Raw genomic sequence first — 20426 nt, 5'->3', positions numbered from 1 at the left:
AACGTCCCAGCTCCCCGCACACCACTCAGGTCACGGCGTCATCGGCGAGGAGGCCTCGGCGTAGCGCCTGCGCGGGATGCGGCCGGCCAGCCGCGCCAGCCGTCCCGCCGCCACGGCCCCCTTCATGGCGGCCGCCATGAGATCGGGCCGCCGCGCCCTGGTGACCGCGGTGGCCAGCAGCACGGCGTCGCAGCCCAGCTCCATCGCCAGCGCGGCGTCGCTGGCCGTGCCGATGCCCGCGTCGAGCACCACCGGCACGGACGCGGCCTCCACGATCAGCTCGATGTTGTGCGGGTTGCGGATGCCGAGGCCCGAGCCGATCGGCGCGCCCAGCGGCATGACGGCCGCGCAGCCCGCCTGCTCCAGCCGCCGCGCCAGCGCGGGGTCGTCCCCGATGTACGGCAGCACCACGAACCCGTCGGCCACCAGCCGCTCCGCGGCGTCGAACGTCTCGATCGGGTCGGGCAGCAGCGTCCGCTCGTCGGCGATGACCTCCAGCTTGACCCAGTTCGTGCCGAGCGCCTCCCTGGCCAGCCGCGCCGTCAGCACGGCCTCGCCCGCGGTGAAGCAGCCCGCCGTGTTGGGGAGCACCTTGATGTCCCGCTCGCGCAGCACGTCCAGGACGGACCCGGGGGCGGTCGGGTCGAGCCGCCGCATGGCCACCGTGGTCAGCTCGGTGCCGGACGCGGCCAGCGCCTGGTCGAGCACGTCGAGCGAGGGTGCGCCGCCGGTCCCCATGATGAGCCGGGAGGAGAACTTCTCCCCGGCGATGATCAGTTCATCCACCTTGCACCGCCGTCAGAACCTCCACCCGGTCACGGTCGCTGAGCGCCGTCGTCTCCCACGAGCTCCGCGTGACCACCTCGTCGTTCACGGCCACGGCCACTCCGGTGGTGGCCGTGGTCAATGTGCGTACGGCCTGCGCCACGGTCATGCCGTCGGTCACCTCGTGCGAGGCCCCGTTGATCGTCACAATCATGAAATTTCCCGAAATCTCCCAGGGGCGCACAACGCCGCCAGCTCGCCCTCTTCGCCCAGCAGGATGTCCGCCGTGAGCGGCGCCAGGAGCACGCCGCCCCGGTGGTGACCGGTGGCCAGCGTCAGCCCCGGGGTGCGGCTCGGGCCGATGAGCGGCAGGTTGTCCGGCGTGCCCGGACGCAGCCCGGCCACCACGTCGGCGACCTCCAGCTCGGTGACGCCCGGCACCAGCTCCCTGGCGTCCCGCAGCAGCTCGTAGAGCCCGCCCGCGGTCACCCTGGTGTCGAAGCCCATCTCCTCCTGCGTCGCCCCGACCACCAGCTCGCCGTCGCCCCGGGGGACGAGATAGACCGGCGTGCCGTGCACGGTGCCGCGCACGCATCGCGTGAGCAGCGGCTGCGGCGAACGCAACCGCATGATCTGCCCCTTCACCGGCCGCACCGGCAGCTCGGCCAGCCCGGCGCTCCACGCCCCGGCCGCCAGGACCACCCGCTCCGCCGGCAGCTCGGCCGGCCGGCCGTCGCCGCCGGGCGGCTCCAGGCGTACGCCCGTGACCCGGGCGCCGTCGCGCAGCAGCTCGCGCACGCGGGCCCGTACCAGCGGGACTCCCTGCCGGTCGAGCGCGGCGAGCAGCGCCGCCGTCACGCGGCGCGGGTCCACCCAGGAGTCGCCGGGGGCCAGCAGCCCGCCCCGCACCGAGGGGGCCAGCATGGGTTCAAGGCGGCGGCACTCGCGGCCGGTCAGCCGCTCGACGGGCAGCTCCAGCTTGTCCAGGTACGCGGCCAGCTCGTCCAGCGCGGCCAGGTCGTCCGCCCCGAACGCCACGTCGAGCGTCCCCTCGGAGCGCAGGTCCAGGGCCTCGGGGCCGGCCAGCCCCGCGTCGGCGGCCAGCTCGGCGGCGAAGGCGGGCCAGCGGCGCAGCGACGCCACCCCGAGCCGCAACAGCGGCGCCTCGGTGTAGGTCACCTCGCTGATCGGCGCCAGCATCCCCGCCGCCGCGTGTGAGGCCCCAGAGGCGGGGGCCGGGTCGACCAGGGTGACGGGCCGCCCCGCGCGGGCCAGCCGCCAGGCCGCGGAGAGCCCGACGACCCCGCCGCCCACGATCACATCCATCCGCGCTCCCTTCGCCGGCATGATCCGGATCAGGTGTCTTGCGGTCGAAGGCCCGAAGGCAGCCTTCCTCTCAGCCCGGTCACGGCCGGACTCCCGCGCGTCTTACGTCCTCCAGCCTACGGCCTCGCTGCGACGCCCCGACACCGCCCCACGTTAGGGTCATGAACGTGAACCGAGTCGTGGTGGTGGGAGCTGGCCTGGCCGGAGTGCGCACCGTGGAGGCGTTGCGCACGCGGGGGTTCGGGGGGAGGGTCACGCTGATCGGCGAGGAGCGGCATCGCCCCTACGACCGTCCGCCCCTGTCCAAGGCCGTGCTGTTCGGCGACGCCGACACCAGCTTCGTCGACACCGACCTGGCCGCGATCGACGTGGACTTCCAGCCCGGGGTCAGCGCCAAGGCGCTGCGCGAGGGGGTCGTGGAGACGACCGAGGGCGAGATCGGCTACGACGGGCTGGTCATCGCCACCGGCGCCGAGCCGATCAGGCTGCCCGGCGACGGCCCGCAGCACGTGCTGCGCACGCTCGACGACGCCCACGAGCTCAGGGCCATGCTCGTCCCCGGCGCCCGCGTCGCGGTCATCGGCGCCGGCTGGATCGGCGCTGAGGTGGCCACCGCCGCCCGCCGCGCCGGGTGCGCGGTGACCGTGATCGAGGCCGGCCCGGCGCCGCTCGCCATGGCCGTCGGCGCCGAGATCGGGGCCCGCACCGAGCGCTGGTACGACGGCATCGACCTGCGGCTCGACACCATGGTCGACTCCGTGGACGAGGGCGGCGTGCGGCTGGTGGGCGGCGAGTTCGTGGACGCCCACGTGGTGGTCACGGGCATCGGCGTGCGCCCGGCCGTCGAATGGCTCACCGGCGCCGACATCGACCTGCACAACGGCGTCGTCGTGGACGAGCACCTGCGCGCCTCCCTCCCGAACACGGTCGCCGTCGGCGACTGCGCCGCCTGGTGGTCGCGCCGCTGGCAGACCAGGCTCAGGGTCGAGCACTGGGACACCGCGCTCAACGCCCCCGAGGTGGCCGCCGCGAGCCTGCTGGGCGAGGACGTCGCGTACGATCCCGTTCCGTACTTCTGGTCGGAGCAGTTCGGACATATGGTGCAATATGCGGGTCATCATTTGGCAGGGGAACGGCTGATCTATCGCGGCGAGCCCGAGGGCAAGTGGTCGGCCGTCTGGCTCACGGCCGACGACGTCCTCGCCGCGGTGCTGGCCGTGGACCGGCCGCGGGACCTCGTACAGGGGCGTAGGATCATCGACGCCGGACACCGTCTTGACGCGGAACGCCTGGTAGATCCAGAAGTCTCCCTACGGGATTGTGTTGTTTGAGCAAGGACGGCATGTGGTAGTTGTGGTTTCGTGACGCTTTCTGTTGCACAGATCGACCGGGAGACCGACCAGCTCGTAGACGAGTGGCTCACTCTCCCCGAAGTGGCCTCGCGCCTCGACCTTTCGATTGGGCGGGCCAAGCAACTCCTCAAGGACCACAAGCTGCTCGGCGTTCGCCGGGGGAGCGGCGGGCCGCAGGTGCCCGCGGTGTTCCTCGATGGAAAGGATGTGAGGAAGGGCCTACCCGGCACACTGACCGTGCTGCTGGACGCCGGCTACGACGATGTCGAGTCGCTGCGCTGGCTCTTCACCCCCGACGAGTCCCTGCCCGGATCGCCCATCGACGCGATCAAGGCCGGCCGTCACACTGAGGTCAAGCGGCGTGCCCAAGCCCTCGGTTTCTGAGGCCCGCCTCTATCTCTGCACCGACGGCCGCCGCGACCGCGGCGACCTCGCGGAGTTCCTCGACTCGGTGCTGGCCGGCGGCGTGGACATCATCCAGCTGCGGGAGAAGGGTCTGGAGGCTCGCGACGAACTCGCGCTCCTCGAAATCTTCCGCGACGCCTGCGACCGGCACGGCAAACTCCTGGCCGTCAACGACCGGGCGGACCTCGCCTTCGCCGCCCGCCCTGACGTGCTCCACCTGGGGCAGGACGACCTTCCTGTGACGGTCGCGCGAGAGATACTCGGCGACGACATCGTCATCGGACGGTCCACCCACTCCGTGGCCGAGGCTTCCGCCGCGGCAGCGGAGCCGGGCGTCGACTACTTCTGCTGCGGCCCCATCTGGCCCACGCCCACCAAGCCCGGCCGCCCGGCCCCCGGCCCGCCGCTGCTCCGGCACGCGGCCGCGCTGGAGACCTCGCGGCCGTGGTTCGGGATCGGCGGCATCGACCTCGCGAACCTGGACGAGGTGATGTCGTACGGCGTGCGCCGCGTGGTGGTCGTACGGGCGATCACGGACGCGGAGGATCCGGGCGCGGCGGCGGCGGAGTTCGCCAAACGCCTGTCCACCTTCTGACCACCCGAGCCCCCTGACCACCCGAAGCCCCATGACCACAGGAGGCCTGACCACACCAGGCCTCCTGACCGAAGGGGTTCCCTGACCACAGGGGCCCTGATCGCAGGGGCTTCCCGCCCACCGAGGGCGCTCGCGACCCCGCGGGCGCCTCCGGACCGCGGGCCCGCTCGCCCGGCCAGGCCGCGCTGCGCACCCAGATCGTGGCGCGCTCAGATCGTGTGGTCAGGTCTTGCGGGAGGTGGCCGCGATGGCCAGCTCCGTCAGCGCCGTGCGCGCCTCGGCCGCGATCGGCGCCCCGTCGAGCGCGGACAGCGCGTCCGCCAGATACTCGCCGATCAGGTCCTCGCACTCCTGCAGCGCGCCCGTGTCGTCGATGATCTGCCGCAGCGTCTCCACCCCGCGCTCGTCCAGCCCGGGATCCCCCAGCAGCCGCCGGACGGTCTCCGCCGCACCCGGGGACGCGGCCGCGAGCGTGCGCGCCACGAGCATCGTCCGCTTGCCCTCCCGCAGGTCGTCACCGGCCGGCTTGCCCGTCTGCGCCGGGTCGCCGAACACCCCCAGGATGTCGTCACGGAGCTGGAACGCGATCCCGACCCGCGTGCCGTAGCCCGTGCACAGCTCGTCCATCCAGGGCGCGAGCTCGCCGCCGGCGAGCACCAGCCCGAGCCTGAGCGGCTGCTCCACCGAGTATTTCCCGCTCTTGAACAGCGCCACCCGCAGCGCCGACTCGAACGTGTTCTCGCCGTGCGCCTGCTCCAGCAGGTCGAGGTACTGGCCGCACATCAGCTCCGTACGCATGTGGTCGTGCACGGGCTGGGCCGCCGCCAGGGACTCGGGCGGCAGGCCGCTGGTGCGCCACATCTCGCCCGACCAGATCAGGAGCAGATTGCCCAGCAGGATCGCCGCGCCCTCGCCGAACTGCGCGGCGGAGCCCTGCCAGGAGGACTTCTCGTGCAGCGCCTGGAACCGGCGGTGCGCGGACGGCATGCCCCTGCGCAGGTCGCTCTTGTCCATCACGTCGTCGTGCACGAGCGCGCTGGCCTGCAGCAGCTCCAGCGAGGCCGCCGCGGTGAAGATCTCGGGCACGTCCGTGCCGCCCGCGCCGCGCCAGCCCCAGTAGCAGAACGCCGGACGCAGCCGCTTGCCGCCGGACAGCAGCTCGTCGGCCGCCGTGCGCAGCGGCTCGAGCTCGGGGTCACCGGGGGCGGGCAGCTGCCGTTCGACGAACTCTCCGAGGGCACGCTCCACCTGTGTGCGCAGGGTGTCCATGCCAACGGCGTCAGTGGTCATGCCTTGAGACTAGTGGCCGCGTGCGGGGGCTCGGATGCGCAGGTGTCCCTATGACGGGATCTGAGGTGGCGCGGGCTGGGATGCACGGTTCGTACGGGTGACATGGCTGTGGCCGTGGGGGTGACGTGGCCGTGACCTTGTGCGGGCGACGTCCCTGTAACCTTGGGCCATGGCGCTTGGTCGACCCTCCATCCTGCCCGATCGTGTTCCCACCGTCCGCGACATGCTCGCCGCCGGTGGCCGGTCGTTCTCCTTCGAGTTCTTCCCGCCGAAGACCGACGAGGGGGAGCGGCAGCTCTGGAAGGCGATCAGAGAGCTGGAGTCGCTGCGGCCGACGTTCGTGTCGGTGACCTATGGCGCGGGCGGCTCCACCCGCGACCGCACGGTCGACATCGTCGAGCGGATCGCCCACGACACGACGCTCACGCCCGTGGCGCACTTCACGGCGGTCAACCACTCGATCCGCGAGCTGCGCCACCTGGTGGGCCGCTTCGCCGACGCCGGGGTGCGCAACATCCTGGCAGTCCGCGGCGACCCCCCTGGCGACCCGGCGGGCGAGTGGATGCAGCACCCCGAAGGCGTCCTCTACGCCGAGGAGCTGGTGCGGCTGATCAGGCAGGCGGGCGACTTCTGCGTCGGCGTGGCCGCCTTCCCCTACAAGCATCCGCGCTCGCCGTCCATCGAGAGCGACACCGAGTTCTTCGTACGCAAGTGCGAGGCGGGCGCCGACTACGCGATCACGCAGATGTTCTTCCGGGCGGACGACTACCTGCGGCTGCGCGACCGGGTGGCGGCCCAGGGGTGCGACACGCCGATCATCCCGTGCATCATGCCGGTGACGCAGATGAGCACGATCGCGCGCTCGGAGCAGCTGTCGGGGGCGCCGTTCCCGCCTGAGGTGGCGGCCCGCTTCGAGGAGGTCGCGGACGACCCGGCGGCGGTGCGGCGGCTGGGCATCGATCACGGGGCCGAGCTGTGCCAGCGGCTCTTGGACGAGGGCGCGCCGGGCATCCACTTCATCACCTTCAACCGCTCCAGCGCCTCGCGCGAGGTCTTCCAACGCCTCGACACGGTCCCTGTCTCCGCCTGAAAGCGACACCCCTGAGCGGCCGGCCGGATCACCCGCCCGCCCAAGGCCGCCGACCACCCTTCACCCGCATCGCGCCGTCCCGTCCTCGCCGCACTGACGTTTGAGGGCACCCGGTCGGGCTCGGACGTGAGGCGGGCCGGGTGGCGCAGGGAGGGTGGCGGGCGTGGGCGTCTGGTGCCGTGCGCACCGTCGCTGCCTGGGGTCGCGTGCGTCGCGTCGTGCGCCGTTGGTCGTTCTGCCGTGTTGTGGGATCGGGCCGAGGCGTTCTCCCCCGTGCTGCGGATCGGGCTGAGGGCGTCGTTCGCCCGCCTCGTGGGTCGGGATCGAGCTTGGCGTGCGCGGTGCTGGGAGCGAGAGGGTGCGGGGTGGTAGGGGCCCGTCACCCGCCCGCAGGGGGACCGGGCGGGTGACGGGCAGGGGATAGTAGACGGTGAGTAAAGGGGCGGCTACATTACGTAATGGATGGTGCCCCAAGTAATCCGCGGACAAACCCAGCAGTCACGGGTTCATCAGGGACGTGATCCTCACGTCAAGGGCAGGGGGCGGCCCATGATGGCGTAGTCCTCGTAGCCGCCCGGGAAGATGAACCTCGTGAGCAGGTCCGTGAAACCCATGCTGGCGTAGAGGTGGCGGGCGGCCGTGGGCTGGTCGTGGGTGGACAGGACGGCCGAGCGTTCGGGGCGGCCCGCGCAGAGTGTGCGGATCATGGCGCGGCCGATGCCCTTGCCCTGGAAGTCCGGGTGGACGTGGATCTCGGCCAGCTCCAGCGTGTAGCCCAGCCAGGCGTTGGCGGCCTCCTGGCCGAGGCGGTCGGTCAGGGCGCGGTGGACCACGTCGTGCCACCACTGGCCGGGCGTGCCGCGGAAGCCGTACGCGAAGCCGACCGTGAGGGGGGATGAAAGGGACGGATCGCGCAATTCTGCGAAATAACACTGAAAATGGGGATAAGTCGCGTGGTTTCGCATGATGCTTTTGCGGCCGTTGATCTGGTCCACGGGCGGGTTCATGGCAGCCGCGTAGACGTCGATCACCATCTCCAACCGCTCGACGAACTCGGCCGGACCCGCCCCGCGAAACTCGATCACGCGTCGCACATTACTCGACGTCCACCGCGGTGCCCCCGGTGATGCGCACGAGCTCGTCGAACGTCGTCGGGAACACGGTCAGCGGATGCCCCCCGGCCGCCCACACCACCTCGTGCTTGCTCAGCCAGTTGTCCACCAGGGTGCGCACGGGCGCCGGATGCCCGACCGGGGCCACGCCGCCGATGGGCTGGCCGGTCGCCTCCCTGACGAAGTCCGGCGTCGCCCGGCGTACCTTCCCCACCCCCACCGTGCGGGCGATCAGCTCCACGTCCACGCGATGCGCCCCGCTCGTCAGCACCAGCAGCGGCGCGCCGTCCGCGTCGAAGATCAGGCTGTTGGCGATGGCCCCGACCTCGCACCCGACCTGGGCCGCGGCGATCGCGGCCGTGGGCGCCTTCTCGGGCAGGACGACGATCTCGCCGGCCGCCCCCAGTTCGCGCAGGGCGGATTGAACGACGACGCCATTGGGCGGCAACAACTTCTCAGACATGGAAACACTCTAAACAGGTTGACCGCGTCATTACCGATTCTTGGTGAGTGGTATAAGGTCGGCTGATCCGTTTGTTGGTGGTATGAGAGGTGGTACTGGTGAGGGCTCGACGGCTGCCCGGGGTGGCTGCTCTGCTGACGGCCGGCGCCGTCGCACTGTCGGGTTGCGGCACGCTCGCGTCGCATCGTTCGACGGCGTCCTTGGGGACGGATTCACCGGCCGCAGCGCATACCTCCGCGGGGGCCCGTTCCGGTCCCGCCGCCGCCAGGGTCGTCGCGCCGGGCAAGACGCTCAAGCTCGGTGCCAAGGGCAAGGCCGTCCAGTGGCTGCAGCAGCGCCTGGCCCAGCTCGGCTACCGCCCCGGCAAGGCCGACGGCCGATACGGAGGCGCGACCATGGCGGCCGTGTGGGCGTTCCAGAAGGTGAACGGCATCAGGCCGACCAGCACCGTCGCCAAGCGCACGTGGGACGCCCTGGAGACCCCCAGGTCGCCGAAGGTCCTGGTCAAGGACGGCAGGCCGACCCGCGCCGAGGTCAACCTCACCAAGCAGATCATGGTCCTGTACGTGGACAACGAGGTGAAGCTGATCACCCACGTGTCTTCCGGCAGCGGCGTCCCCTACTGCGAGACCGCCACGTGGCAGGGCAAGCAGCAGCGGTTCTGCGGCTCGGCCAGCACGCCGACGGGCGACTACAAGACGACGTGGCGCGCCCGCGGCTGGCACAGGTCCTACCTGGGGCAACTCTACAACCCGATCTTCTTCAACGGCGGCATCGCCTTCCACGGCGCGCTGTCGGTGCCGCTGTACCCGGCTTCGCACGGGTGCGTGCGCATGCCGATGAACGTGGCCGAGGTCCTGCCCGGGATGCTGGGCAAGGGCGTGCCGGTGCACGTCCGGGGCAGGTTCAAGCGCCTCTGAGTCACCCGTCCCGCGCCGCCGGAGGCGTAACGCCCGCATAACCAAAAGCGGTGACGGGCCGGTTATGGGGCTTTTGCTGGACTCCCTCCTGACCTTCTTGGGGGGAGTGCATGACGACTGCGTTCATGACGCCCGCGCCCGTTCACACGGCGGCGCGGCATGCGGGACGGGCCCGCATGTGGTGGCTGCTGGCGGCCGGATGGGCCGCCCACGTGGCCTTACGGCTGTGGCTGTACCGGTATCACACCGGACCGGTGGCGAACCCGGACGAGACCGGTTACCTCCTCGCCGCCCGCTGGCTGGCCGGCGGGCCGGGCGCGGACCTCACCGGCTCGACCTTCTACCAGGGCGGCTATCCGCTGCTGCTGGTCCCGATCTTCTGGCTCACCTCCGACCCCGTCCTGGCGTACCGGCTGGTGGCCGGGGTGGGGTCGATGGTGGCGGCGGGGGCGTACCCGCTGGCGTACCTGCTGCTGCGGCGGATGGGCCTGGGCCGGCGGGCGGCGCTGATCACGGCGTTCGTGGCAGGGCTGTCACCGGCGCTGCTGCTGTTCTCCGGGCTGGCGCTGACCGACGCGATCCTGCCGGTGCTCGTCCTCGCCTGGCTGCTCGCGCTGCACGACCTGGTCGCGTACGGGTCGGCGCGGGCCGGGGCGGCGGCGGGCGCGCTGTCGGCGTTCGCGATGGCGGCGCATCTGCGGGGGACGGTGGTCCTGCTGGTCTGCGTCCTGGTCGTGGCGGTGGTGTGGGTCCGCGGGCGGGCGGCGGCGCCGGCGGTCGCGGCGCTGGCGAGCGCGGCCGTGGTCGCGCTCGCGGGCAAGGCGCTCAACGGGGCGCTGAGCGCCGAGCTGTATCCGGGCGGGCCCCGGGACCTGTCGGCGCTGCTCGTGTCCAGGCTCACGAGCCTCGAAGGCCAGGCGTGGGCGCTGTCGGGGGCGGCCGGGCAGCTCTGGTACCTCGTCGTCGGCACCTGGGGGCTGGCGGGCGTCGGCCTGGCGGGCGCGGCGGCCACGCTGGCACGGCGGTCCGCGCCGTACCTGCACCGCGTCCTGGCGGGCGCGCTGCTGCTGACGACCCTGGGCATCGCGTACGCCTCCTCGGCCGCCCTCCCGGACGAGCACCGCGTCGGCAACTACGTCTACGGGCGCTACCTGGCCTGCGTCGCCGTGGCCTGGACCCTGGCCGGCCTGATCGTCCTGGTGAGGGGCGGGCGCCTGGCCGTGGTGCGGCACGCGCTGGCCGCCGCGGGGCTGATGGCGGTGACCGGCGGGGTGGCCGCCTGGTACGCGGGGGACCGGCTGCAGCGTTACGCGTTCATCGCGTTCGACTTCCCCGAAGTGATCTTTCTCACGGGCGAGAACGACGCGCTGGACCCGGTCGAGGCGTCCCTGCCCGCCCTGGTCCTGCTGGCCTGCCTGGCCGGGGCGGCCTTCCTCACCGGCCGCCGTACCAGGCTGCTGGTCGTGGGCGTGCTGGCGCTGATCGACATCGCGTTCACCGCCGGGCAGGCCCCCGCACGCCCGTCGGGCGCGGACTGGCTGCCTACGCCGCCTCCCGGCCGCGTGGCGGTGGACCGGCGGGTGCGGTGGAACGTCTGGGTGCCGCTGGCGTACCGGGTGTCGTGGACCGAGATCGAGTTCTACGACGGGCGGCCCCCGCCGGGCGCGTGCACCGCCGTGGTGCCGTACGGGACGGCCCCGCCGCCGGGCTGGGCCGGCACGGGCCGGGGCGGCGCCCAGCAGGGCTGGGCGACCTGGTCGAACGACCGCTGCCGGTGAGCCTCATGGCCGGGCGGCGGTGGCCCGCCTGCCCTGCGCCGCCGCCATCGCCATCCCCACGGCCTGCGCCAGCCCGGCCGCCACCAGGACGAGGACGGTGGCCGGCTGCCACGCGGGCACGCCGCCGGCGAAGTCAGGGGAGTCGTAGAGCCCCGCCAGCGCCTTCGCGGGGATGATCAGCACGACGAGGACCGCGAGGGCGTAGGGGACGATCAGGACGCCCGACACCACGAGCAGGGGCGTGCGGCCCCGGCCGCCCCGCCACAGGAGCGCGCCCATGACGGCGTACGTCACCCCCAGGACGCCCACGAGCACGGCGACGACCAGGACCAGCCGCCAGTAGTCCCGGCCCAGCGCCGTCATCCCGTCGGCGGCGAGCCGGCCGCCCGCCCACTCCGGGCCCGTGATCTGCGCCTTGACGGCCGTCCTGATGGCCACGAGGTTGGCGACCGCGTACGCCGCCGCCAGGACCGGCCCCAGCGCCAGCAGGACGACGGCGATCAGCCGCCTTTTGCCCGCCATCCGGCCCCCTTTCAGCTCCGGACAGCTTCTCAGAAGGGAGCTATCCGAGGGAACGCAGGCCGGTGAGCGTGATCTCGGCCGCCCGGCGTGCCGTGCTCAACAGCTGCTCCGCGGACAGGTCGTGGCCGAGGACGGCGACGACCGCCAGCTTCACCGCGCCGAACATCGCGCCCACCGCGGCGGCCGCCTCCACCGGGTCCAGCTGGGGGTAGGCCTCCCGCAGCGCCCACGCCAGCGCGGTCTGGCTCTCCAGCAGCATCACCAGCGCCCGCGCCTGCAGCGTGGGCTCCTTGAGCACGAGCCGCATCCGCAGCTCCGCGTCCTCGAACGCGAGCTCCTCGTACGTGGTCAGCCAGGTCAGGCTGTCCTCCACGATCCGCAGGAGGACGTCGGCCGGCGAATCGCCGGGGGCCCTGTCGGCCAGTGAGGCGATGGCCAGCTCCATCTTGCGGGCGGAGTCGTAGAAGACCACGTCCTCCTTGCTCGCGAAGTAGCTGAAGAACGTGCGCGTCGACACGTCGGCCTCCGCCGCGATCTCCGCCAGCGTGGTCTCGTCGAAACCCTTCTCGTCGAACAGCCGGAGCGCGGCCTCGATCAGTGCCCGGCGCGTGCGCTGCTTCTTGCGCTCCCGCAGTCCCACGCCGCCGCTATCCACCATGACGGAACTATACTGCATGCGTACATGTTTTTCATGCATTGAAGTTTTGCAATGAATGAGGTTTTCTGGGGGTGAAGCTCGGAAAGGAGCAGAAACATGTCTGACGTGACGTTCCCCATCGATCGGCGACGCCCGTTCGACCCGCCCGACGAAGCCACTGAGCTGCGACAACGGGCGGACATGCACCGCATGACCTTCGCCGACGGCCACCGGGGCTGGCTGGTGACCGGCTACTCGGCCGCCCGTGCGGTGCTGGCGCACCCGCGGTTCAGCAACCGTCCCGAGCTCGCGCACCCGCCGATCCCGAACATGCTGGTCCGGGCGAGGCTGGGGAAGGACGCGAAGGCCCCGAGCGGGTTCTTCCTGCGCATGGACGAGCCCGAGCACGCGCGCTTCCGCAGGCTGCTGACCGGCCAGTTCACCGTGCGCAGGATGAAGATGCTCGAGCCCAGGGTCGAGGAGATCACGAACGCCTGCCTGGACGACATGGCCGCCACCGGCGGGCCCGTGGACCTCGTGGAGAAGTTCGCGCTGCCGATCCCGTCGCTGGTGATCTGCGAGCTGCTCGGGGTGCCGTACGAGGATCGCGCGCAGTTCCAGCAGGACACCAAGCTCCTGGTCAACCTGGAGACCAAGGCGGAGGACGCGATGGCCGCGTTCGGCCGGATCTCGGGGTACATGTACGGGCTCGTCCAGCGCAAGCGCAAGGAGCTCGCCGACGACCTGATCAGCGGGCTCGTCGAGGGCGGGGAGCTGGACGACGAGGAGCTCGCCGGGGTGGCGCTCCTGCTGCTGGTGGCCGGGCACGAGACGACCGCCAACATGCTGGGGCTCGGCACGTACGCGCTGCTCACCAACCCCGATCAGCTCGCCGCCATGCGCGACGACCCGTCGGTGGTGGACAACGGCGTCGAGGAGCTGCTGCGCTACCTCACGATCATCCACCTCGGCCCGGTCCGCTCCGCGCTGGAGGACGTCGAGATCGAGGGCAACCTCATCAAGGCGGGCGAGTGCGTGGCGCTCCACCTGCCCACCGTCAACCGCGACTCGTCTCGCTTCCCGGACGGCGACCGGCTCGACGTCGCCAGGCCCGTGACCGGGCACCTGACCTTCGGCCACGGCATCCACCAGTGCCTGGGGCAGCAGCTCGCGCGCGCGGAAATGCGCATCGGATACCCTGCGCTGCTGCGCCGCTTCCCGGGTCTACGCTTGGCCGTAACACCCGAGGAGGTGCCGATGCGCTCGGACATGAGCATCTATGGAGTGCACCGCCTCCCAGTCACTTGGTAGGTCACCATGGAAATCAAGGCAGATACGACGGTGTGCATCGGGGCGGGCATGTGCGCTCTGACAGTGCCGGAGGTGTTCGACCAGAGCGAGGACGAGGGCACGGTGGTGCTCTTGCAGCAGGTGCCGCCGGCGGAGCTGGAGGACGGCGTCCGCCGCGCTGTGACCCTCTGCCCGTCGGGGGCCATCTCCGTCGTCCCCTGACGACCGCCTTGCCGTCATCCTGAACCACCCGGCCGTCGCCGCAGGCTCTCCGCGGCGACGGCTTTTTTGCGCAGTTCACCTGATGTTCGTCGAACCTGTGTTCGTGGAATCGGTTGACACCGAGCGTGATCGAAATTATGTTCGACGTAGTGACGGTGGGGCTCGCGGCTCAACGTCACCAGGACCTGGTCGCGGGCCGTTCGCTTCCCCAAGCGTTCCCCCGCGGCCAGGCTCCATGGGCGAAGGGCGCGCCCTCGTCGTCGGCGAAGACGAGTGGGCGTGTCCTGGCCGGACGGGGAGTGGGGAAGCTCGTCGTCCGGCCAGCCCGGCGGAAATGTCGGTGGGGTCTGCGAGTGTTGGCCCTACCGGCGCAGACGCCGGCGGCCGCCCACGACTCCAAGGAGGCGCGCAAGATGGCACCACGGCCTAGAGAAACGCCCGGGCCCCGGCTGTCGCCTGCGGTTCGGGCACACTTGACCGATTCACGTTCCTGCCTGGCGGAGGCGACCGGCGCTCGCACTCCGGCATCCCGATATGTGGCCGCCCACCTGGCGGCCCTCCGGGCGGCGGCGGCGGTTCTGGCCGCCCGTCCCCGCCCCATGGAAGGCCGCAGGCGCCGCCTGCGCAGCGCCTGGGAGCTGCTGCCCGAGGCCGAGCCGGGCCTGGCCGAGTGGGCCGCCTACTTCTCGGTGAGCGCCGCCAAGCGCGCCGCCGCGGAGGCGGGCATGGTCAGCCGGGTCAGCGCGGCCGACGCCGATGAGCTCCTGGCCGAGGCGGAGACGTTCGTCTCCACCGTGGAGGGCCTCCTGGGCGTGCCGACCCAGCCCGAGCTCCCGGTCAACGTCCCCCTGGCAGGCTGACCCCCAGCCTCCCGCCCAGGGCGGACGTTCTTTCGCGGGCCGATCCTGGCTCGCTCGGCTCCAGGGTCACGGCACCCTGTCGTAAAACCCTGCCGTGACGCGGCTGAGCGTCACGGCCCTCCGGTGGAGGTCCCTCGGCGGCCCACCGGCCTTTGCCGCGCCCGAACGCGGTTCCTCAGGTCGCCCGCCGGCCCCTGATCGTGGCCTCCCGCGGCCGAGCGCCGATGCGGCGGCCCTCGGTGCGGGAGAGTGCCCCTCTCGGGGAGCGGGCGGCGAGGAGGACACACGCACGCCGATGAGCCGCTCACGCGGTCATGATGCGAGCGCGCCGCCGTGCGGACGGGCGCGCGATCCTGCCCATGCCACTGGAGACGTGGCCGGCCAGGGGGCCTCACAGCCGGGTGGCTCGCCGACCGCGTGGCGGTGGCGAGCCCTCAAGCGGGCCCTCAAGCGGACAGGGCGGTCTCAAGGCGGGGTGAGACGGCCCAGGAGGGAGGGGGTGACCTCAGGGGAGGGGGGCGGCCTCAGAACGATTCGACGGCGCGGCGGGCCTCGGCGTCGAGGACGCCCCAGCTGATCAGCTCCTCCGTCAGCTCGCTCGGCGACTTGTCGTAGATCACGGCAAGCGAACGCAGGTCCTCCTGGCGGATCGACAGCACCTTGCCGTTGTAGTCACCGCGCTGGCTCTGGATCGTGGCGGCGTAGCGGGCGAGTGCCCCCGCCTTCTCCTTCGGCAGCGTGGCCAGGCGCTCCAGGTCGATCACAAGCTTGGGTGTCGGTCCGAGCGGGCTGGGCGCGGCTCCGCCCGGCAGCAGCTCGGATACGGGCACCCCGTAGAAGTCGGCAAGCTCGGCAAGCTTCTGCACGGTCACCGCTCGGTCGCCACGCTCGTACGAGCCCACGACGACGGCTTTCCACCTGCCGCGCGACTTTTCCTCGACTCCATGCAGGGACAGGCCCTGCTGGGTGCGTATGGCGCGGAGTCGTGCACCCAGCGACTTTGCGTACTCAGACGGCATGTGTGGCCCCCGGTCTTGTATGTATCGCTCTCAGTAGATTGTGCTCCCTTGCGGCGTATGCCCTAGCCACCGGGGGGTCTGGTGCCAGGCTCGGCACCATCGGTAGCCATGGCCCCAGGTTTACCCCAGAACGCCGCGAGGTGTGGTTACGCACAGTGACGGTAAAGGGGCGGACGCCTGAGGTCAAGCTGATTGGAAAAAAGATGCCGAATCCGATCCGGTAGGGATCGCCGCAATCGCCCCTCATGTCCCACTGGTAACACTACTTCGTCACAGTTTGACGATAAATTTCCCTGCCCTAGGTCCGGCGCGTGAGAATCATGACAGGGCAGGTCGCAGCCCGTACGATCTTGATCGAGGTGTCTCCGAGGAAGACCCGCCTGAGTGGCCCGGTGGCGCTCGAAGCGCATATGATCATCTCGCCGGGGAGCCACGAGGTCGTGCCGAGTGCCTGGGCGACGTTGCGGCCCTCCAGCACCTCCACCTCCGCGTGTGGCCGCCCGCGAGCCGCCGCCCGCAGGTTGGAGGCCGCCTCGTCGCGCAGCCGGACGAGCATCTCCTTCTCGATCCTGGCGCGCCTGCCCGTGCTGATCACCAGCGTGACCAGCCGCAGGGGGACGTCCAGTGACGCGGCCACCGCCGCCGCGTCCCTGACCGCCGCGTCGCAGTGCGGGCCGCGCCGGTAGGCGACGGTGAGGCGTTCGAAGGCGGAGGGGGGCTGGTCGCCGTAGCCGCGCGGGGCGAGCAGCACGGGGACGGAGGACGAGTGCAGGAGCTGGTCGGCGGTGCTGCCGACGGTGACGCGGCCCTTGCCGCCGCCGGAGGCCGAGCCGATCACCACGACGTCCGCGCCGCGCCTGCGCGCCAGCTCCACCAGCCCGCGCCCGCTGCCCTTGTGGGTGTGGACCACGTAGTCGGCGTCCTCACCGGCCTGCTCGCGCGCCTGCCAGAGCGTCGCGTCGGCCTGCTCCATCAGATACGCGCGCCACGCGCTCTCCTCGGCCCTGGCGGGTCCGGGCGTGGACCACGCGGGCGGCTGCACGTAGGCCACGGTGAGCCGCCCGCGGACCTGCTCCCTGACCAGTACGGCCAGCGCCAGCCCGTCCTTGCCCCTGGGCCCGGGGACGTAGCCGGCCAGCACCCCGTCGAGCTTCATCTAGCGCACCTCGGCATTCAGCCGCGAATGGCCGTAGCCGTACAGGAAGTAGCACAGCAGCCCCACCAGCATCCACAGGCCGAAGGCCACCCAGGTGGCCCCGGCCAGGCCCGCCATCACGATGACGCAGAAGACGGCGCCGAGCACCGGCGTGGCGGGGAACAACGGCGTGCGGAAGCTGCGCGGCAGCTCGGGGCTGCGGTAGCGCAGGACGAGCACGCCGATGTTCACGATGGCGAAGGCGAACAGGGTGCCGATGCTGGTGGCCTCCGCGAGCTGGCCGAGCGGCACCAGGCCGGCCAGCACGGAGATGAAGGCGGCCACGATGAGGGTGTTCGCGACGGGGACCTGGTGGCGCATGTTCACCCGCTGGAAGACGCGCGGGATCAGCCCGTCGCGGGACATGGCGAACAGGATGCGGGTCTGGCCGAAGATGACGGTGAGCACGACGCTGGCGATGGCGACGACCGCCCCGAAGGAGACGATGAGGCCCGGCCAGGTGGCGCCGACGGCCAGGTCGGCGATGTAGGACAGGCTCGCCTCGGTGTGCTTCGCGTCGAACTGCGTCCACGGCATCGCGCCGACGGCGGCCACGGCGACCAGCACGTAGACGGCCGTCACGATGACCAGTGACAGGATGATCGCCAGGGGCAGGTCGCGCCTGGGGTTCTTGGCCTCCTCGCCCGCGGTGGAGGCGGCGTCGAAGCCGATGTAGGAGAAGAACACCTGCGAGGCCGCCGCCGTGATGCCGGCCACCCCCAGGGGGGCGAAGGGCGTGAAGTTCTTGGCCTGGAAGGCGGTGAAGGCCACCACGCAGAAGAAGAGCAGCACCACGACCTTGATCAGCACGAAGATCGCGTTCGCGGTGGCGCTCTCGGAGGCCCCGTACAGCAGCAGCCATGTGGCGAGCAGGACGATGACGATCGCGGTCACGTTGATCACGCCGCCGTCCTGGCCGGGGGAGCGGGTGATCGCGTCGGGCAGCGTGAAGCCGAACAGGGACCGCAGGAACGCGTTGAGGTATTCGCCCCAGCCCACGGCCACGGCCGCCACGGAGACGGCGTACTCCAGCATGAGGCACCAGCCGCAGATCCACGCCACGAGCTCGCCCAGCGTCGCGTACGCGTAGGAGTAGGACGAGCCGGACACCGGGATCGTCCCGGCCAGCTCGGCGTACGACAGGGCCGAGAACAGCGCCGTGATCGCCGCCAGCACGAACGACACCACCACCGCCGGCCCCGCCTTGGGCACCGCCTGCCCCAGGATGACGAAGATGCCGGTGCCGAGCGTGGCGCCCACGCTGAACAGCGTCAGCTGCCACAGCGACATGGTGCGCCGCAGCTCGCCCCCCTCGCCGTGACCGCCCTCCGCGACGATGCGCTCCGTGGGCTTGGTGCGGAACAGCCGCCGGGCCAGTGTCACAGGACACCCCCTACAGCGTGCTCGTCAGCGGCCACCTGCCATTGGGCGTCACGATCGTTCCCGCTGAGCCGTCGAGTATGCGCTCGGCCTCGTCGAGTTTTCCGATGGCGGCCATGTCTCCGGTCGTCTCCACGAACCGGCACACCGCCTCCACCTTCGGCCCCATCGACCCCGCGGGGAACTCCAGGGCGCGCAGCTCGTGGGGCGTGGTGTGGGCGATCTCCGTCTGGTGCGGCGTGCCGAAGCCGCGGAAGACGCGCGGCACGTCGGTGAGGATGAGGAAGGCGTCGCAATCCAGGGCCTCGGCCAGCATCGAGGCGGTGAGGTCCTTGTCGATCACCGCCTCCACGCCGGTCAGCCGGCCGCGCTCGTCGCGGACGACGGGGATGCCGCCCCCGCCCGCGCACACCACGATGACGCCCTCGCGGATCATCTGGCGGATCAGCCGGGTCTCGACGATGCGGCGCGGGGTCGGCGACGGGACGACGCGCCGCCACTGGTCGCCGTCCCGTCGGACCGTCCAGCCGTAGTCGGCGGCCAGCTTTTCGGCCTCCTCCCGCTCGTAGACCTGGCCGACGAACTTGGTCGGGTGCTCGAAGGCGGGGTCGACGGCCGTCACCAGCGTCTGCGTGACCATGGCCAGGACCTGCCTGCCGGGCAGCGCGTTCTGCAGGGCCTGCTGCATCCAGTAGCCGATCATGCCCTGCGTCTGCGCGCCGAGCGTGTCGAACGGGTACGGCCTGGTCAGGCTCGGGTCGGCGGCGCTCTCCAGGGCCAGCAGGCCGACCTGCGGGCCGTTCCCGTGGGTGATGACCAGCTCGTGCTCGGAGGCCAGCCGGGCGAGCGTCTTGACGGCCGCGCGCACGTTGGCCCGCTGGACGTCGGCGTCCGGCGGCTGGCCGCGCCTGAGCACCGCGTTGCCGCCCAGTGCGACGATGACCCGCATCCGGCCCCTCCTCAGACTCCGTCGCGTTCGAGCGGGCAGCTCATGCAGCGCGGGCCGCCGCGCCCCCGGCCGAGCTCGCTGCCCCTGATCGTGATGACCTCGATGCCGTTGTCGCGCAGGTAGGCGTTCGTGGTGGTGTTGCGCTCGTAGGCGACGACCACGCCGGGCTCCAGCGCCAGCCCGTTGCAGCCGTCGTCCCACTGCTCGCGCTCGGCGGCGTGGACGTCCTGCGCGGGCGTCAGCACCGTGATCGCGGGCAGGTCGACGGCGTGGGCGATGGCCTTGTGCATGTCCTGCGGCGGGTGGTCGGTGACCTTGAGCTCCTTGCGCGTGTCGCCGGGCTCGATCGTGTACGCGGGCAGCATCCCGAGGCCCGCGTACTGGGTGAACACGCCCACGTCCAGCATCGTCATCACGGTGTCGAGGTGCATGAACGCCCGCGCCTTCGGCATGTCGAGCGCCACGATCCTGCGCGCGGAGCCCGCCGCGAACAGCCGCTGCGCCAGCATCTCCACCGCCTGCGGCTGGGTGCGCTCGCTCATGCCCACCAGCACCGCGCCCCTGCCGATGACCAGCACGTCGCCGCCCTCGATGGTCGCCGGCGCGACCGGCTGGCCCGGCATCCAGCAGTGGAAGCCGCCCTGCTCGGGCCGGTTGAAGCCGCCGGCGAACGTCGGGTGGTACATGTAGACGGCCTCCATGTTGACCGTCTCGCGCATGCGGGCCTTCTTCTTCATCGCGTTGATCGACACGCCGTCGTAGATCCAGCAGGACGTGTCGCGGGTGAACAGGTGGTTGGGCAGCGGCGGCAGGATGAAGTCCTCGTCGCCCATGGTGTGGAAGGTCACAGAGTCGAAGTCGCAGCCCGTCTCGACCAGCTCGCGCTTGGTGATGCCACCGGTCAGGTAGACCTGCAGCGTCGCGGAGTCCATCCCGTCCAGGGCGTTGCGGACGTCGTCGATGGCCCCCGGGCCGAGCCAGCGCTCGTCGATGACGGCGTCGAGGATGTGCTTGCGCGCCTCGGGGATGTCGACGGTCTCCCTGAGCAGGTCGGCCAGCAGGTGGACCTCGACGCCGCGGTCGGTCAGCACCCGCCGGAACTCCTCGTGCTCCTCCATCGCGCGCTGGACCCACAGCACGTCGTCGAAGAGGAAGGCGTCCTTGTTGGACGGGGTCAGCCGCCTGAGCGCCCGGTCCGGTCCGTGCAGGAGCACCTGGCGCAGGCGTCCGACCTCGGAATCGACGTGAAAGGCCAT

The 20426-nt window shown here is 71.5% G+C and carries 22 protein-coding genes and 1 riboswitch; of the genes, 9 read left to right on the top strand and 13 right to left on the bottom strand.

Features of this window, described 5'->3' with window-relative positions:
- Window positions 1-30: 30 nt before the first annotated feature.
- From ABZS69_RS02525 to thiO, 3 genes are all read right to left on the bottom strand, one after another.
- On the bottom strand, window positions 31-786 hold the full coding sequence (locus ABZS69_RS02525; protein ID WP_355365146.1) for a thiazole synthase: 756 nt from the start codon (window positions 784-786) through the stop codon (window positions 31-33).
- Window positions 779-979, bottom strand: a complete 201-nt coding sequence (thiS, locus tag ABZS69_RS02520) for a sulfur carrier protein ThiS (RefSeq protein WP_355365143.1) — start codon at window positions 977-979, stop codon at window positions 779-781. Before thiS ends, ABZS69_RS02525 begins: the two co-directional genes overlap by 8 nt.
- Window positions 976-2091, bottom strand: a complete 1116-nt coding sequence (gene thiO / locus ABZS69_RS02515; protein ID WP_355365140.1) for a glycine oxidase ThiO — start codon at window positions 2089-2091, stop codon at window positions 976-978. The genes thiS and thiO overlap by 4 nt, the downstream gene beginning before the upstream one ends.
- A riboswitch (TPP riboswitch) is annotated at window positions 2081-2198 on the bottom strand. (Overlaps the previous gene by 11 nt.)
- Before the next feature lie 54 nt (window positions 2199-2252).
- Between thiO and ABZS69_RS02510 the strand changes: the two genes are divergently transcribed.
- The 3 genes from ABZS69_RS02510 to thiE are packed head-to-tail and all read left to right on the top strand — an operon-like array spanning window position 2253 to window position 4443.
- Entirely contained in the window at window positions 2253-3422 is a 1170-nt protein-coding gene (locus ABZS69_RS02510) for an FAD-dependent oxidoreductase (RefSeq protein WP_355365137.1), read from the top strand.
- Between the two features lie 30 nt (window positions 3423-3452).
- Window positions 3453-3827: an Rv2175c family DNA-binding protein gene (locus ABZS69_RS02505; RefSeq protein WP_355365134.1), complete on the top strand. Its 375-nt coding sequence runs from the start codon at window positions 3453-3455 to the stop codon at window positions 3825-3827.
- Complete coding sequence (gene thiE, locus ABZS69_RS02500; protein ID WP_355365131.1) at window positions 3805-4443, top strand: thiamine phosphate synthase; 639 nt, start codon at window positions 3805-3807, stop codon at window positions 4441-4443. Before ABZS69_RS02505 ends, thiE begins: the two co-directional genes overlap by 23 nt.
- A 222-nt stretch (window positions 4444-4665) precedes the next feature.
- On the opposite strand, the gene ABZS69_RS02495 is transcribed toward thiE, so the two are convergent.
- Window positions 4666-5733, bottom strand: a complete 1068-nt coding sequence (locus tag ABZS69_RS02495) for a polyprenyl synthetase family protein (protein ID WP_355365128.1) — start codon at window positions 5731-5733, stop codon at window positions 4666-4668.
- A 169-nt stretch (window positions 5734-5902) separates the two neighbouring features.
- On the opposite strand from ABZS69_RS02495, the gene metF reads away from it, so the two are divergent.
- Window positions 5903-6823 (top strand): methylenetetrahydrofolate reductase [NAD(P)H], encoded by a 921-nt coding sequence (gene metF / locus ABZS69_RS02490; RefSeq protein ID WP_355365125.1) that lies wholly within the window; start codon window positions 5903-5905, stop codon window positions 6821-6823.
- 524 nt (window positions 6824-7347) lie between these two features.
- Here metF and ABZS69_RS02485 read toward each other — a convergent pair.
- Together ABZS69_RS02485 and ABZS69_RS02480 are read right to left on the bottom strand one after the other, a co-directional pair.
- The gene (locus ABZS69_RS02485) at window positions 7348-7908 is read right to left on the bottom strand and encodes a GNAT family N-acetyltransferase (protein WP_355365122.1); all 561 of its coding nucleotides are present in this window, start codon (window positions 7906-7908) and stop codon (window positions 7348-7350) included.
- Between the two features lie 10 nt (window positions 7909-7918).
- Window positions 7919-8398, bottom strand: a complete 480-nt coding sequence (locus ABZS69_RS02480; RefSeq protein WP_355365119.1) for a YbaK/EbsC family protein — start codon at window positions 8396-8398, stop codon at window positions 7919-7921.
- Window positions 8399-8496: 98 nt separating this feature from the next.
- Between ABZS69_RS02480 and ABZS69_RS02475 the strand changes: the two genes are divergently transcribed.
- Window positions 8497-9318, top strand: a complete 822-nt coding sequence (locus ABZS69_RS02475; protein ID WP_355365116.1) for a L,D-transpeptidase family protein — start codon at window positions 8497-8499, stop codon at window positions 9316-9318.
- Between the two features lie 110 nt (window positions 9319-9428).
- Window positions 9429-11096 carry a hypothetical protein gene (locus tag ABZS69_RS02470; RefSeq protein ID WP_355365113.1) on the top strand — a complete coding sequence of 556 codons (1668 nt, stop codon included), beginning with the start codon at window positions 9429-9431 and terminating at the stop codon, window positions 11094-11096.
- A 3-nt stretch (window positions 11097-11099) separates the two neighbouring features.
- Here the strand turns inward: ABZS69_RS02470 and ABZS69_RS02465 are convergent, their stop codons facing one another.
- Together ABZS69_RS02465 and ABZS69_RS02460 are read right to left on the bottom strand one after the other, a co-directional pair.
- The gene (locus ABZS69_RS02465) at window positions 11100-11618 is read right to left on the bottom strand and encodes a hypothetical protein (RefSeq protein ID WP_355365110.1); all 519 of its coding nucleotides are present in this window, start codon (window positions 11616-11618) and stop codon (window positions 11100-11102) included.
- 40 nt (window positions 11619-11658) lie between these two features.
- Window positions 11659-12276 (bottom strand): TetR family transcriptional regulator, encoded by a 618-nt coding sequence (locus ABZS69_RS02460; protein ID WP_355365107.1) that lies wholly within the window; start codon window positions 12274-12276, stop codon window positions 11659-11661.
- 96 nt (window positions 12277-12372) lie between these two features.
- On the opposite strand from ABZS69_RS02460, the gene ABZS69_RS02455 reads away from it, so the two are divergent.
- The 3 genes from ABZS69_RS02455 to ABZS69_RS02445 all read left to right on the top strand — a co-directional run bounded on the left by ABZS69_RS02455 (window position 12373) and on the right by ABZS69_RS02445 (window position 14627).
- Window positions 12373-13566: a cytochrome P450 gene (locus ABZS69_RS02455; protein ID WP_355365104.1), complete on the top strand. Its 1194-nt coding sequence runs from the start codon at window positions 12373-12375 to the stop codon at window positions 13564-13566.
- Window positions 13567-13572: 6 nt separating this feature from the next.
- Window positions 13573-13767 (top strand): ferredoxin, encoded by a 195-nt coding sequence (locus ABZS69_RS02450; protein ID WP_355365101.1) that lies wholly within the window; start codon window positions 13573-13575, stop codon window positions 13765-13767.
- 473 nt (window positions 13768-14240) lie between these two features.
- Entirely contained in the window at window positions 14241-14627 is a 387-nt protein-coding gene (locus ABZS69_RS02445; RefSeq protein WP_355365098.1) for an SAV_6107 family HEPN domain-containing protein, read from the top strand.
- Window positions 14628-15151: 524 nt separating this feature from the next.
- Here ABZS69_RS02445 and ABZS69_RS02440 read toward each other — a convergent pair.
- From ABZS69_RS02440 to ABZS69_RS02420, 5 genes are all read right to left on the bottom strand, one after another.
- Window positions 15152-15646 (bottom strand): transcriptional regulator, encoded by a 495-nt coding sequence (locus ABZS69_RS02440; protein ID WP_026214021.1) that lies wholly within the window; start codon window positions 15644-15646, stop codon window positions 15152-15154.
- A 298-nt stretch (window positions 15647-15944) separates the two neighbouring features.
- A complete protein-coding gene (locus ABZS69_RS02435) occupies window positions 15945-16802 on the bottom strand; it encodes a universal stress protein (protein ID WP_355365095.1) in 858 nt (285 codons plus the stop codon).
- The gene (locus ABZS69_RS02430) at window positions 16803-18224 is read right to left on the bottom strand and encodes an amino acid permease (protein WP_355365092.1); all 1422 of its coding nucleotides are present in this window, start codon (window positions 18222-18224) and stop codon (window positions 16803-16805) included.
- A 10-nt stretch (window positions 18225-18234) separates the two neighbouring features.
- The gene (gene arcC, locus ABZS69_RS02425) at window positions 18235-19170 is read right to left on the bottom strand and encodes a carbamate kinase (RefSeq protein ID WP_355365089.1); all 936 of its coding nucleotides are present in this window, start codon (window positions 19168-19170) and stop codon (window positions 18235-18237) included.
- Window positions 19171-19181: 11 nt separating this feature from the next.
- On the bottom strand, window positions 19182-20426 hold the full coding sequence (locus ABZS69_RS02420) for an arginine deiminase (protein WP_355365086.1): 1245 nt from the start codon (window positions 20424-20426) through the stop codon (window positions 19182-19184).

The organism is Nonomuraea sp. NPDC005650, assembly GCF_040605375.1.
GTDB lineage: Bacteria > Actinomycetota > Actinomycetes > Streptosporangiales > Streptosporangiaceae > Nonomuraea.
The sequence above is the reverse complement of the archived record's forward strand: the minus strand, read 5'-3'. Positions and strand labels throughout refer to the sequence as shown.

What these genes read in the sequence shown, in the direction of transcription:
- thiS (WP_355365143.1), bottom strand. Translation starts at nt 979, where the DNA reads ATGATTGTGACGATCAACGGGGCCTCGCACGAGGTGACCGACGGCATG.
- thiO (WP_355365140.1), bottom strand. Translation starts at nt 2,091, where the DNA reads ATGGATGTGATCGTGGGCGGCGGGGTCGTCGGGCTCTCCGCGGCCTGG.
- ABZS69_RS02510 (WP_355365137.1), top strand. Translation starts at nt 2,253, where the DNA reads ATGAACGTGAACCGAGTCGTGGTGGTGGGAGCTGGCCTGGCCGGAGTG.
- ABZS69_RS02495 (WP_355365128.1), bottom strand. Translation starts at nt 5,733, where the DNA reads ATGACCACTGACGCCGTTGGCATGGACACCCTGCGCACACAGGTGGAG.
- metF (WP_355365125.1), top strand. Translation starts at nt 5,903, where the DNA reads ATGGCGCTTGGTCGACCCTCCATCCTGCCCGATCGTGTTCCCACCGTC.
- ABZS69_RS02480 (WP_355365119.1), bottom strand. Translation starts at nt 8,398, where the DNA reads ATGTCTGAGAAGTTGTTGCCGCCCAATGGCGTCGTCGTTCAATCCGCC.
- ABZS69_RS02470 (WP_355365113.1), top strand. Translation starts at nt 9,429, where the DNA reads ATGACGACTGCGTTCATGACGCCCGCGCCCGTTCACACGGCGGCGCGG.
- ABZS69_RS02465 (WP_355365110.1), bottom strand. Translation starts at nt 11,618, where the DNA reads ATGGCGGGCAAAAGGCGGCTGATCGCCGTCGTCCTGCTGGCGCTGGGG.
- ABZS69_RS02460 (WP_355365107.1), bottom strand. Translation starts at nt 12,276, where the DNA reads ATGGTGGATAGCGGCGGCGTGGGACTGCGGGAGCGCAAGAAGCAGCGC.
- ABZS69_RS02455 (WP_355365104.1), top strand. Translation starts at nt 12,373, where the DNA reads ATGTCTGACGTGACGTTCCCCATCGATCGGCGACGCCCGTTCGACCCG.
- ABZS69_RS02450 (WP_355365101.1), top strand. Translation starts at nt 13,573, where the DNA reads ATGGAAATCAAGGCAGATACGACGGTGTGCATCGGGGCGGGCATGTGC.
- ABZS69_RS02440 (WP_026214021.1), bottom strand. Translation starts at nt 15,646, where the DNA reads ATGCCGTCTGAGTACGCAAAGTCGCTGGGTGCACGACTCCGCGCCATA.
- ABZS69_RS02435 (WP_355365095.1), bottom strand. Translation starts at nt 16,802, where the DNA reads ATGAAGCTCGACGGGGTGCTGGCCGGCTACGTCCCCGGGCCCAGGGGC.
- arcC (WP_355365089.1), bottom strand. Translation starts at nt 19,170, where the DNA reads ATGCGGGTCATCGTCGCACTGGGCGGCAACGCGGTGCTCAGGCGCGGC.
- ABZS69_RS02420 (WP_355365086.1), bottom strand. Translation starts at nt 20,426, where the DNA reads ATGGCCTTTCACGTCGATTCCGAGGTCGGACGCCTGCGCCAGGTGCTC.